Source organism: Enterococcus columbae DSM 7374 = ATCC 51263 (assembly GCF_000406925.1).
Taxonomy (GTDB): domain Bacteria; phylum Bacillota; class Bacilli; order Lactobacillales; family Enterococcaceae; genus Enterococcus_E; species Enterococcus_E columbae.
On record NZ_KE136347.1, the window covers coordinates 572,179 to 586,001 of the forward strand.

Consider the following 13,823-nt stretch of genomic DNA (forward strand, 5'->3'; position numbering starts at 1 on the left):
TTTCCTTTCTGCTTATAAGCTGTAAATACTTAGATTGCTTGGGTAGTAAAGGCTTGAGATTCCATTACTTTTAAAATAGCATCAGCGGTATCTAATGAGGTAAATAAAGGGACCCCATGTTCCACAGCTTCACGACGAATATAAAAACCATCTTCAGCATTGTTTTGACGATTTTTATCAATCGTGTTAATGACTAATTGCAGACTACCTTCACGAATGTAATCAATCACATGTTTGTGTGCTTCTTCGGAAATTTTAGCAACTTTTTTGGTCTTTATGCCAGCTTGTTCAAAATATTCGGCGGTGCCACTTGTAGCTAAGATTGAAAAACCGATATCCACAAAACGTTTAGCCAAAGTGAGGGCTTCTTCTTTGCTATCATCAGCAATTGTAAACAGTACTGTACCAAATGATGGAATGTGCAAGCCACTTGCTTCAAAGGCTTTATATAATGCCTTGGCTAAGCTCTTATCAGATCCCATCACCTCGCCAGTTGATTTCATCTCAGGACCTAAGTAAGTATCGACTTTTAACAGCTTGGTAAATGAAAAGACCGGCGCTTTAATGTGCACATTATCAGATTGAGGATATAAACCATTTTGATAACCTAAATCACTTAGTTTTTCACCTAAAATAGCACGGGTAGCAACTTGAGCCATTGGCACGCCGGTAACCTTGCTTAAAAATGGTACAGTCCGGCTTGCACGTGGATTGACCTCTATCACATACACTTGATTCTCATGAATGACAAATTGGATATTCATCATTCCAATACAATTTAACCCTAGTGCAAGTCGTTTGGTGTAATCAACAATCGTTTCAATTTGCTGCTCAGTCAGTGTTTGTGGTGGATAAACGGCCATTGAGTCACCAGAATGGACACCAGCACGTTCAATATGCTCCATAATACCGGGAATTAACACCGTTTGACCATCACATATGGCATCTACTTCGCATTCTTTACCCACTAAATAACGATCGACTAGTACAGGATGTTCAGGTGAGGCTTTGACTGCATTTTCCATATAATCTTCTAAATCACGTTGATTTTGAACAATTTCCATTGCACGTCCACCTAATACATAACTTGGTCGAACCAAAACTGGAAAACCAATTCGTTTAGCAATTGCCACTGCTTCTGCTTTATTGGTTGCTGTATCACCTGGTGGCTGTGGAATCGCTAAATCCTTCAAGGCTTGTTCAAATAAGTCACGATTTTCAGCCCGATCCAAGTCCTCAATTTGCGTACCTAAAATCTTAACCCCGTGTTTTACAAGCTTGTCTGCTAAATTAATGGCTGTTTGACCACCAAACTGGACAATCACTCCAATTGGCTGTTCTAGGTCAATGACATTTAAGACATCTTCAATCGTTAATGGTTCAAAGTATAATTTATCAGAAATTGAAAAGTCAGTTGAAACTGTTTCCGGATTACTATTCATAATGACTGCTTCATAGCCGGCCTTTTGAATTGCTTTGACTGAATGGACGGTAGCATAGTCAAATTCTACCCCTTGACCAATTCTAATCGGACCTGAACCAAGTACTAATACACTTGGTCGTTGACTTTTAATCGATTCATTTTCAAATTCGTATGTGCTATAAAAATAAGGGGTACTTGAATCAAACTCAGCAGCACAAGTATCGACCATTTTATAGACCGGCTTGATGTTTTGTTTTAGCCGTTCTTTTCTTAATTCATCGGGATCCATTTGCCACAATTCAGCGATTTTTCGATCAGCAAAACCATTTTGCTTGGCCATCTTCAATAAATCATAATCATTTGGATGAGCTTTTAACGCTTGTTCAATTTCAATAATATGAAGTAATTTATCTAAGAAGAGTAAATCGATTTTAGTCATTTCGGCAATTTCTTCAATTGTAAAGCCACGGCGAAGTGCTTCGGCTAGATAAAACAGACGATCATCTTGTGCTTTCACCATTTTATTCATTAAAATATGGTCAGAAACTTCAGTAAATTCTGGAATTTCCACATGATACGTCCCAATTTCTAATGAACGCACTGCCTTTAATAAAGCTTCTTCAATATTTCGACCAATTGCCATTACTTCTCCGGTTGCCTTCATTTGCGTGCCAAGTAAACGTTCGCCACTTTCAAACTTATCAAAAGGCCAACGTGGAATTTTAGCTACCACATAGTCTAAGGCTGGCTCAAATTCAGCAAAGGTTGTCCCAGTTACTGGATTTTTCATTTCGTCTAAGGTTAAACCAACCGCAATTTTAGCAGCAAGTTTGGCAATTGGATAACCAGTAGCTTTACTTGCTAGGGCTGACGAACGAGAGACACGTGGGTTTACTTCGATGACATAGTAATTAAAGCTATGTGGGTCTAATGCTAGCTGTACGTTACAGCCACCTTCAATTTTTAAGGCCCGAATAATTGATAATGAAGCATCGCGTAGCATTTGATATTCATAATCAGATAACGTTTGACTTGGCGCAAAGACGATAGAATCACCTGTATGAATCCCCACTGGATCAAAGTTTTCCATGTTACAAACAACAATCGCATTATCCGCACTATCACGCATCACTTCATATTCAATTTCTTTAAAGCCAGCAATACTGCGTTCGATTAAACACTGAGTCACTGGCGATAAAGCCAAGCCGTTTTCAGCAATAATCCGTAATTCTTCTTCGTTGTGACACATTCCGCCCCCTGTTCCGCCTAGGGTAAAGGCAGGACGAACAATCACAGGGTAGCCAATGGTTTTCGCAAAATCTATTGCTCCTTGTACATTGTTGATAATGGTTGATTCAGGAATCGGTTGATTTAGAGTCTCCATTAATTGCTTAAATTGATCGCGATCTTCTGCTTGATCAATCGCAGATAGCTTGGTTCCTAATAATTCGATACCTAGCTCATCTAAGATACCTGATTGGGCTAACTCCATTGCCATATTTAAGCCAGTCTGTCCACCTAAAGTCGGTAAAATTGCGTCAGGCTGTTCTTTGCGTAAAATTCTAGAAATAAACTCAAAAGTGATTGGTTCGATATAAACTTTATCAGCAATTTCTTTATCAGTCATAATGGTAGCCGGATTAGAATTCACCAAAACTACTTCATAACCCTCTTCTTTTAATGCTAGACAGGCTTGTGTTCCTGCGTAGTCAAATTCGGCAGCCTGACCAATAATAATTGGCCCAGAACCGATGACTAAAATTTTATGAATATCTGTACGTTTAGGCATTTTTATGCTCCTTCCATGCTTCCATCATTTCAATAAATTCATCAAACAAATGCAAGGCATCGTGTGGTCCTGGTGCTGCATCAGGGTGAAACTGTACGCTAAAGGCCGGGAACTTACGATGTCTCACCCCTTCAATCGTACCATCATTAATTTCAACATGCGTAATCAATAACTTTTCAGGATCAATTGATTTTTCATCCACCGCATAGCCATGATTTTGTGAAGTAAAATCAATTCGCCCGGTCGCAATTTCTCTAACTGGATGATTTAGCCCACGATGACCAAATTTCATTTTAAAGGTGTCTGCACCATTGGCTAATGAAAACAATTGGTGGCCTAAGCAGATACCGAAAATCGGCACTTTTCCTTGAATTCCTTGAATCATTTCAATTGCTTCAGGTACATTTTTAGGATCACCTGGTCCATTGGTTAACATCACCCCATCTGGAGATAGTTCTAAAATTTCTTGAGCAGAAACATTGTAAGGTAATACAGTCAAATTACATTGTCTTTTAGACAGTTCACGCATAATACTGTGTTTTAGTCCAAAATCAATCACGACTACGTTTAGTCCAGTACCAGGACTTGGATAAGGTTTTGCTGTAGAAACTTGTGCAACTTGATTAGTTGGTAATACAGCGGCTTTTAATTGATCAAAGGCATGATGGAATTCATCACTAATATCTACAATACTTGCTTTCATTGTGCCATGCTGACGAATCTTACGGGTTAAAGCACGGGTATCAATCCCTGCAATCCCTGGAATCCCTTTGCGCTTTAAAAATTCATCTAGCGTCATTTTATTTCGCCAATTGCTCCCTAAGCGTGCATGCTCTTTTACAACAACGCCTTTACAGGTTGGAGCAATTGATTCATAGTCGTCTCTATTTACCCCGTAATTTCCCACCATTGGATAGGTGAAAGTAATAATTTGTCCATTAAAACTTTGATCGGTAATTGTTTCTTGGTATCCAGTCATGCTGGTGGTAAAAACCAATTCACCAACGACACTATTGGTGGCACCGAATCCTTCTCCTTCAAAATACGTGCCATCTTCTAAAATTAACCAACGTTTCATTTTATTTCCCATCCTTTTTCCAAACTAGTTTGCCATCAACAAAGGTATAGCTTGTGTCACCGTATAATTTCCAACCAACAAATGGGGTGTTCTTGCCTTGAGATAGGAATGCTTGATCATTTACTTGATAAGCTTGTTCAAGATTGAATACGGCTAAATCGGCTTTGGCACCGATTTGTAATTTTCCAGCAGGTAGATTAAAAATTTCAGCAGGCTTTGTTGCCATCCAGTTAATGACTTGCTCTAATGTAAAAATATTTGTTTTTACAAAATGGGTGTAGATTAATTGAAAGGCATATTCAGAACCAACTATACCAAAGGGTGCCTTTAAAAACGATTGACATTTTTCTTCATGACCATGAGGCGCGTGATCCGTTGAGATACAATCGATTGTTCCATCTAGTAAGCCTTCAATTAATGCTTTTTGGTCTTCACTTGCTCTCAGCGGCGGATTCATCTTCCAAAAGCCATGATCTTCAGGTATATCCATATCGGTTAATAATAAATGATGAGGACATACCTCACAGGTTACGTGCACACCAGCTTTTTTGGCCTCGCGAATAATGCGGACACTTTCTTTGGTTGAGACATGGCAAACATGATAATGCACGCCAGTTTCTTCAGCTAAAATTAAATCACGAGCAATTTGTGAGCTTTCTGTTGCACTTAAAATACCTGGTAAGCCTAATTCTGCTGCACGTTTACCAGCATGCATCACTCCACCAAATAATAAAGACTCATCTTCAGTATGCGCTACGATTGCCATCTTATTTTTGGCTGCTTCTTTCATTGCTAGATACATTGTTCCGGCAGTTTGTACACCAACCCCATCATTGGTAAAAGCAAAAGCACCTGCTTGCTTTAATGCCACTTGATCGGTTAGTTCCTCACTTTTTAATTTTTTGGTAATAGAAGCATATTGATGAACTTTGACTACGGCATCTTTTTTAATAATGTCTTGTACTAGTTCAAAATTTTCCACACTATCAGGTACAGGATTCAGATTGGGCATGGCACAAACACTCGTAAATCCACCTCTAGCTGCAGCCATACTACCAGTCTTAATGGTTTCCTTATAGGTAAAGCCTGGTTCTCTAAAGTGTACATGGACATCAACTAAACCAGGAGTGACTAATTGTCCTTGTAAATCAATTACTTGATCGAAGTTTTTTTCTTCAAAAGCTAAACCAATTGCATGAATGGTATCCTCTTCAATCCAAATATCTGCAGTTTGTAGTTGATTTTTAGCCACATTAATCTTGCCGTTTTTGAGTAAAGTTCTCATCTTATTGTCTCTCCTTTTTTTATGCTTTGCCATTTAATACTGCTTCTAAAATCGCCATTCGCATGTATACCCCATTAGTCATTTGTTGAACAATCCTAGAGGGTAAGCTCTCGACTAATTGATCGGCCAATTCAACATCACGATTGACTGGCGCAGGATGCATGATAATCGCTGATTTTTTCATTCTTTTGGCACGTTCGATGGTTAATCCATAGGCTTGATGATAAGCTTCTTTAGAGAAATGATTTTCTCCAACATGCCGTTCATGTTGCACTCTAAGCATCATCATGACATCCACCTCTTCAACTAATTCATCCAATGGTAGATAGTGTCCGTAAACTTCAAAGGCTTCATCATACCATTCTTTTGGTCCAGAAAAATAAACCTGGGCACCTAATCTTTTTAAGAGCTGCATATTCGATTTGGCCACTCTTGAATGTGTAATATCACCAACAATTGCTACCTTTAAGCCTTCAAAATAACCAAATTCCTCATAAATGGTCATTAAATCTAATAAACATTGACTAGGATGTTGTCCACTACCATCGCCTCCGTTGATAATACTGCACTGTATACTTTTACTCTCCACCAATTCATGATAATAATTTTCATCAGAATGGCGAATGACAACCGCATCCACTCCTAAAGCCGACATGGTAAGAATCGTATCATATAAGGTTTCACCCTTTTGAACGGAACTAGTCGAGGCATCAAATTCAATCACTTCTAATCCTAATTTTTTCTCTGCAACCTCAAAGCTTTTGTGGGTGCGAGTACTATTCTCAAAAAATAAATTTGCAACAAAATACTGAGGTTTATTTAAAATACATCTCGCGCCTTTTTTAAATTGACTGGCACGCTTGATTAAACCCATCACTTCTTCATCGGTTAAGGCTTCTACTGTTAATAAATGTTTTAAACTGATTTCTTGAGATTGGATAATCATGATTGTCGCGCTCCTTTTAGGCTTCTTGTTTATTAATTAGGATTCGATCTTGTTGATCTATCTCTTCCATTTCCACAATAATCTCTTCTTCAGAAGCCGTCGGAATATTTTTACCAACAAAATCTGCACGAATCGGTAATTCACGGTGTCCTCGATCAACTAATACAGCTAATGCAATCCTTCTAGGTCTGCCAAAATCCATTACCGCATCCAAAGCTGCGCGAATGGTTCGACCAGTATATAGCACATCATCTACTAAAATGACTTCTTTGCCTTCTAATGAAACCGGAATATTTGAATCATGAATTTCTGCTTGTTCAGCACGTTCTTTTTTATCGTCCCGATACAAGGTGATGTCTAATTCGCCCACAGGTACATCAATTTCTTCAATTTGTTTTAAGCGTTGAGCAATTCTTTGGGCGATGTAAATGCCGCGTGTTTTAATGCCAACTAACACCAAATCTTCAATCCCACGATTTCGCTCGATAATTTCATAAGTGATCCGAGTGATGGCTCTTTTCATTGTTACTGAATCGATTACTTCTTTTGCTGTCATTATTTATCCCTCCGATTGTAATAAAAAAACTCCTACCTGCGTAAGGTAGGAGTGAAGTTCACAAAAATATACAAAATACCCTTAAAGCCTAGACGAATCCTACTAATTATATCGTAAAAGTGTACAAAAACGCCTAAGATTTCTTTTTGGTCGCTTCCTTCTTAGCCTCACGGGACTAAACTTAAAGGAGAATTATTTATATGTTACACATACTATACTCTTTATAAGATTAAAATGCAACGAATTTTATTAAAAAGTTTTATTTTTATCTTTTATTAAGCGTATAAAAGATAAAATTACATGAATCATTCATTTAAAAAAATAAAAAAAGCTAAACTGTTTTACGTAAATCCGCCAAGGTCTGAGTAAAGATTGTTGGTAATGGTGTGGTAAATTCCATCCACTCGCCAGTGGTCGGATGCGTAAAGCCAAGCGTTTGGGCGTGTAAAAATTGGCCATTTCCCTTTAAGGTTTTACGTGGACCGTAGACTGGATCACCAGCTAAAGGATAGCCAATATATTGCATGTGTACTCTAATTTGATGGGTCCGACCAGTTTCTAATTTTAATTCAATTAAAGTAAAATCGTTAAAGCGCTCCAGTACCGTAAAATGAGTGACTGCATGCTTGCCCTCTTCAACAACCGCTTGTTTCTTACGATCTTGCTTACTTCTGCCAATTGGCGCTGTAATCGTGCCCTTATCATGGGGAATCACACCATGAACCAAAGCAACATATTTTCTTAATGACGTTTTTTCTTTGAGCTGTTCGGCTAATTTTTCATGAGCGAAATCATTTTTCGCAATCATCAGTAAGCCAGAGGTATCCTTATCAATTCGATGGACAATGCCTGGGCGAATCACATCATTGATTGTTGACAAGTCTTTTAAATGATACAATAATGCATTCACTAATGTTCCTTGAGGATGACCGGCTGATGGATGAACGACCATGCCTTGTGGTTTATTTACTACTGCTACATCGGCATCTTCATATAAAATTTCTAATGGGATATTTTCTGGAATTAATGTCAATTCCTTGGGTTCAGGTAATTGAATGGTAATTGACATGGGTTCCTTTACTTTGTAATTGGCTTTTAAGGCTTGCTTGGTTTGGTCATCAAACACCAAACCTTCTTTTAACCACTGCTGGATTTGCGAGCGGCTATAAGCTGGCAAACATTCATTCATCACCTTATCTAATCGTCCTGTCTGTTCTTGTATATTGAGTTGAATACTTGTCATTTTTTAAAACGCTCCTCAAATAAAATATAAATAAAAATAAAGATAACGCCAATAGTTAGCTCTACATCGGCTAAATTAAAAATAGGAAATTGTATAAAATCGGTTTTAAACATATCCACGACATAGCCTAATCGAATGCGATCGATAAAATTTCCCAAAGTCCCACCTAAAATTAAGGCTACCCCTAATGAAAAGATTCGACCGTTCCGATAGTATTTGACTAATAGATAGCTTAGTACAGCGATGGCGACAACTGAGATAATTGTAAAAAACCACATTTTCCCTTCAAAAATACTCCAGGCTGCTCCAGTATTACGGATATGGTATAAGGATAAAATATTTGGCAGTAAGGCCGTTTGCTGACCTAATTCAAGGTTAGCCACCACCCAATATTTAACCAATTGATCAGCAATTGCCAAAATAATGGCTAAAATAAAATAAAAAAACACACTCATTCACTCTTTTCTTCGATATTGATAAAATCCCGTGGGCGAATAATGCCAACAATAGATAGATTATTCGATACAACCTCAGTGATAAAAATAACTTCTAAGGTCGGCTGCTGATGGAATAGACTTTCAGCTTCATCACAAGAAACTGCTTGATCCAATAAAAGATAATTCGATTTTTTGCCATCAGCCATTAATAAGTCATTAGCGGTCAAATTTTGTAAATTCAGTAGTTGATTTTGGGTAGCATAGCGCGCAAACCAATAGCCTAGCATTCTTAAAGTGATCACACCAATTAATTGACCCTGATGCTGCAAGGGAAACTGAGAATATTTCTTCTTTTCGGCTATTTTCAGCAATTCTAATAAAGGAGTATTTTTTTCAAACATTACCACTTTTTTACTAAATAATTGGCCGATTGTTTTGGGTTTGATTAACGCTTGTTCAATTTCTTGAATTCGTATCACTGCCCAATCATTCGGCTCAGCAATCACAAATTCAGGTAGAACCTTATCGTGAACAATAGCATTTCTCAGCTGAGCAAATTGATAAAGATCTTCTTCGTATTTTTTTACACTTACATGCCCTTTTTTGCTTACCAAACGGACCATTTGGCTAAATCCCATACTAGATGGTGAATCCAGTTTGGCTCGAAGCCATTTTTCAATTCGATTAAAACTTGCTAAAAAAGTATCCGCATTAGTCATCTATTCACCACCTACAATCAATTTTAATAGGCCACTTTTGATAATCTTCAAATTCAGTTGGCTAAGTATAACTTCATTTATCTATGAATGTCTATACCTAACAAGTATAGCATATGCAATAAAAAATAGACAATCTATCCTTATAGCAAGAATGATTGTCTATTATGATAGATTTTAGAACAGACCAACCGCTTGACCATCACTGGTTACATCCATGTTTAAGCCAGCTGGCGTCTTAGGTAGACCAGGCATAGTCATAACATCGCCAGTTAACGCAACGATAAAACCAGCGCCTAATTTAGGAACAAATTCTCGAATGGTTACTTCGAAATCTTTTGGTGCACCTAGCTTGGTGGCGTCATCAGAAAATGAATACTGTGTTTTAGCCATACAAACTGGTAAATGTTGCCAGCCGTACTGTTCAAAGGTTTTAAGCTGTGCTTTAGCCTTAGCGCTAAAGTTAACCTTCTTACCGTGGTATATTTTTTCAACGATAGCCTGTGTCTTTTCTTCGATGGATTGACTATCTTGATATAAGCGTTGATAGTTACTTGGTTGTTGCTTGATTGCTTCAACTACTGCTTTAGCAAGGTCAAGACCACCTTTACCACCTTCACCCCAAACATTTGCACGTCTAACCGTCACGTTCAATTCCTGGCATAATTGCGTAAGCACATCAAATTCAGCTTCGGTATCACTCACAAATTGATTGATTGCAACAATAACTGGGATATTGTATTGTTGCATATTTTCGATATGTTGTTTTAAATTACTAAAGCCTCTTTTTAATGCTTCGGTATCTTCGTTAGCCAAGGCATCCTTAGCGAGTCCACCATGCATCTTCAAGGCGCGAATAGTAGCTACAATGACAATAGCATCGGGTGCCTTAGATAGATGAGGAACCTTTATATCCAAGAATTTTTCAGCGCCTAAATCTGCCCCGAATCCAGCTTCGGTTACCACATAATCTGCTAGTTTCAACGCACTCTGAGTAGCTAATACACTATTACAACCATGAGCAATATTAGCAAAAGGGCCACCATGTACGAAGGCAGGCGTGCCTTCGATGGTTTGTACAAGATTTGGCTTTAAGGCATCCTTTAACAGTAACGCCATCGCGCCTTGGACACCAAGTTGGCTAACAGTTACCGGCTTACGATCATAGGTATAACCAATCACGATATTGCCTAAACGTGCTTTAAGATTATCAATATCTGTTGCCAGACATAAAATAGCCATAATTTCACTGGCTACTGTAATATCAAAGCCATCTTCACGTGGTACACCTTGAACTGGTCCGCCTAACCCAACAATTACCTGTCTCAATGCACGATCATTTAAATCAACAACCCGTTTCCAGATTACACGTCGGCTATCGATATTTAAAGTATTTCCTTGATGAATGTGATTATCTATAAAGGCAGATAATGCATTATTGGCAGTCGTAATGGCATGCATATCCCCAGTGAAATGTAGGTTAATATCTTCCATCGGTAAAACCTGAGCATAACCGCCACCAGTTGCGCCTCCTTTCACGCCCATCACGGGACCTAGTGATGGTTCACGTAAGGCAATCATCGTTTGACAATCCAATTGATTTAACGCATCAGCCAAACCGATCGTCACGGTCGATTTGCCCTCGCCAGCTGGTGTCGGATTAATCGCCGTCACCAAGATTAATTTACCATCGTTTCGACTATTAAGCTTTTGAATGGTTTCGTACCCCACCTTCGCTTTGTATTTGCCATATAATTCTAAGTCATCTGCCGCTAGCCCTATTTTTTCAGCAATTTGAACAATCGGTTTTAATTCAACTGCTTGAGAGATTTCGATATCAGTTTTCAATTTATTGCTCCTTTTTACGAATGTTTTGTTTCTGTTTTCCATTTTTCGTTAAGTTATAATCGAATTATACTCTATTTTTCATCAAAATGCATCCTTTTTATTAAACAAAACTCCTCAGCATCAATAGATCAATACAAAATCTATCCATACTGAGGAGTCAGCTCTTAAATTTGGCTAATTAAATGCTTTTGGCCAGCCTTTTCCAATTCATTCAAAAAAATTGCTAATGCCTTTTTAGACATTCTAAATTGCATTGTCGCAAAAGTTGTCTTTAGGGTGATTTCTTGCTTTTTAATTTCAATTTTTTGAATCGAATGAAATTGAATAATACTCACCTTCCAAAATCTAGCATAGTGAATCACCAATTGCTGATTACTAATAATTAAGACTCTTTTAAAGCCAATAATAATAAAAATTAGTCCTAATGCCATCACTAAATTGCTTGTTAAATAAGGACGAGTGTTTTCTAAAGCAAGAATTAACCCATAAAAAACAATGCAAAAAGCAATGGACCAATAGATAATGAAAGAGGATAGCTCAGGCTGCCAATGGAGTTTTTTATTCATTTTTCCTTCCTTACAAATGTTTATTTTTTTGTTATACTATATTAACGATATTTAATTTGAAATAAAGGAGTGTCCGTCATGATTAAAGCCTATATTGATGCTGCAGTAAAAGGAAATACAGGCCCCGCTGGAATAGGTGTTGTTCTAATTGAAAATGGCAAGCAAGAACAAATCAAAACAAGCCTACCTTTAGATTTAAATAACCATCAAGCAGAATTTGAAGCTTTGATTTTTTTGCTTGACGAATTATTGAAAAGAAAACAAACAAACTCGATTATTCAAATTTATTCAGATAGTAAAATTGTAGTGCAAACAATCGAAAAAAACCATACAACAAATGGGTTGTTTACTAAATATTTAAATATCATTAATCATAAACTATCTTTTTTCACCTCTTGCTATCTTCAGTGGATACCTGAAGCAAAAAATAAAGGAGCCGATAATTTAGCAAAACAAGCGTTAAAGTCAACCTTAAAGAATCGGCGATAGCAATCTTGAAAAATTTTGTTTAAATCGCAACCAATAGGATTGTTTAGCAATCATTGCTTCAGTTAGTAAAGTAGCTGCTTGCATGTCAATTTCAAATTGTTCAGCTAAAAGTGTGGCTACTTCTTTATCATATACAAAAGCACTCACTTCAAAATTTAATGCATAAGAACGAATATCTTGATTCGTCGTACCAAAGCTAGCGATGGTATCATCCATAATCACGGTTTTTGCATGAATAAATCCTTTTTGATACAAATAAACTTTTACCCCACGTTTGGTTAAATAATTTGCATAGTATTGTGTTGCCCGATAGATAAAAGGATGATCAGGCATACAAGGAATCATAATACGAACATCAATGCCAGAACGTACGGCAATGAGCAACGCTTTGATCATTGTGTCATCAGGAATGAGGTAAGGACTTTGCAGCCAAATCCTTTTTTCAGCAGCTAAAATCATTTTTATAAAGCCGCCGTGTAAAATTTCTTCTGAGTTTTCTGGGCCATCAGCTACTATCTGCATCGTAACATTCCGTGCTGGATTGTATTCAGGTAAAACAAAATATTGTTCCTTATAATCCATTTTCTCCGCCTTTTTGATCGCTGAGGCATTCCAATCACGAATAAATATTTCTTGTAAGGTAAAACAAGCTGGCCCAAAAATCCGGCCATGCGTATCACGCCAGGGGCCAAATTTTTTGCTTAATCCAAGATACTGATCCCCGACATTAAAGCCCCCAGTCCAGCCAATGACACTATCAATAATCACAATTTTACGATGTAGGTGATAATTTAAGCGTGTTTTTTTGATTAGGTTGCGTGACGTAATAAAGGGAACGACTTGTCCCCCAGCTTGAAGTAACGGTTTAAAAAAGCGCATGGTCACATTGCCACCCCAAGGATCAAAAATCAGTCTGACTTCTACCCCTTCTTTAGCCTTTTGGGTTAAGACGTGTAAAAAACGCTGACCAATCTTATCATTAAAAATGGCGTAATATTCCACATGTATATGATGCTTGGCTTTGGCGATATCTGCAAATAAATGCTCAAATTTATCATAGCCATCAGTGAAAAATTGGATTGTGTTCCCTTTTGATACTGGCGATTCTTCAGTATTTCTAAAATAATTTTTCAACAACTTAGATTCAGGCGTTTTCACACTTTGATGATATTGTAGATTATATTCCTGAATCGAGCGGTTAATCTCGGTAATTCGATCTTGGTATTTTTCGGTATATTTATAGACAATTTCGCCATCAATGCCTCTACCACAGAACAAATAAAGTAAGAAGCCAATTCCTGGAATAAAGATTAAGGTCATCATCCAGGCAAAAATGCTAGCGATTGAGCGCGGACGTCTAAAAATGGTGATAAAAGCGACAATGGTATTGATTGTCAGCAAAAACACCAATATTTGGATGAGAATATCAAACTCTTTAGCTAACAAA

General features: G+C 37.5%; 12 protein-coding genes. 1 reads left to right on the top strand and 11 read right to left on the bottom strand.

The genetic code is table 11. The features are described from left to right. Positions 1–29: 29 nt before the first annotated feature. The 10 genes from carB to RK02_RS02795 all read right to left on the bottom strand — a co-directional run bounded on the left by carB (position 30) and on the right by RK02_RS02795 (position 11,887). A complete protein-coding gene (gene carB, locus RK02_RS02750) occupies positions 30–3,212 on the bottom strand; it encodes a carbamoyl-phosphate synthase large subunit (protein ID WP_016182715.1) in 3,183 nt (1,060 codons plus the stop codon). Next, complete coding sequence (locus tag RK02_RS02755; protein WP_016182716.1) at positions 3,205–4,290, bottom strand: carbamoyl phosphate synthase small subunit; 1,086 nt, start codon at positions 4,288–4,290, stop codon at positions 3,205–3,207. Before RK02_RS02755 ends, carB begins: the two co-directional genes overlap by 8 nt. 1 nt (position 4,291) lies before the next feature. Continuing rightward, complete coding sequence (locus RK02_RS02760) at positions 4,292–5,575, bottom strand: dihydroorotase (RefSeq protein ID WP_016182717.1); 1,284 nt, start codon at positions 5,573–5,575, stop codon at positions 4,292–4,294. 19 nt (positions 5,576–5,594) lie between these two features. Then, entirely contained in the window at positions 5,595–6,521 is a 927-nt protein-coding gene (locus tag RK02_RS02765; protein ID WP_016182718.1) for an aspartate carbamoyltransferase catalytic subunit, read from the bottom strand. Positions 6,522–6,537: 16 nt separating this feature from the next. Next, positions 6,538–7,077 (bottom strand): bifunctional pyr operon transcriptional regulator/uracil phosphoribosyltransferase PyrR, encoded by a 540-nt coding sequence (pyrR, locus tag RK02_RS02770; RefSeq protein ID WP_016182719.1) that lies wholly within the window; start codon positions 7,075–7,077, stop codon positions 6,538–6,540. A gap of 331 nt (positions 7,078–7,408) precedes the next feature. Then, on the bottom strand, positions 7,409–8,320 hold the full coding sequence (locus tag RK02_RS02775; RefSeq protein WP_016182720.1) for an RluA family pseudouridine synthase: 912 nt from the start codon (positions 8,318–8,320) through the stop codon (positions 7,409–7,411). After that, positions 8,317–8,775, bottom strand: a complete 459-nt coding sequence (gene lspA / locus RK02_RS02780; RefSeq protein WP_016182721.1) for a signal peptidase II — start codon at positions 8,773–8,775, stop codon at positions 8,317–8,319. Before lspA ends, RK02_RS02775 begins: the two co-directional genes overlap by 4 nt. Then, entirely contained in the window at positions 8,772–9,476 is a 705-nt protein-coding gene (locus tag RK02_RS02785; protein WP_016182722.1) for a CBS domain-containing protein, read from the bottom strand. The genes lspA and RK02_RS02785 overlap by 4 nt, the downstream gene beginning before the upstream one ends. A gap of 174 nt (positions 9,477–9,650) precedes the next feature. Further along, on the bottom strand, positions 9,651–11,321 hold the full coding sequence (locus tag RK02_RS02790; RefSeq protein ID WP_016182723.1) for a formate--tetrahydrofolate ligase: 1,671 nt from the start codon (positions 11,319–11,321) through the stop codon (positions 9,651–9,653). A gap of 164 nt (positions 11,322–11,485) precedes the next feature. Further along, on the bottom strand, positions 11,486–11,887 hold the full coding sequence (locus RK02_RS02795) for an EbsA family protein (RefSeq protein WP_016182724.1): 402 nt from the start codon (positions 11,885–11,887) through the stop codon (positions 11,486–11,488). A 78-nt stretch (positions 11,888–11,965) separates the two neighbouring features. Here RK02_RS02795 and RK02_RS02800 point away from each other — a divergent pair, with 78 nt between their 5' ends. Further along, positions 11,966–12,376, top strand: coding sequence for a ribonuclease HI family protein (locus tag RK02_RS02800; protein ID WP_016182725.1), 411 nt, complete (start codon positions 11,966–11,968; stop codon positions 12,374–12,376). Here the strand turns inward: RK02_RS02800 and cls are convergent. Further along, positions 12,359–13,822 carry a cardiolipin synthase gene (cls, locus tag RK02_RS02805; RefSeq protein WP_016182726.1) on the bottom strand — a complete coding sequence of 488 codons (1,464 nt, stop codon included), beginning with the start codon at positions 13,820–13,822 and terminating at the stop codon, positions 12,359–12,361. The genes RK02_RS02800 and cls overlap by 18 nt on opposite strands. Position 13,823: the final 1 nt, after the last annotated feature.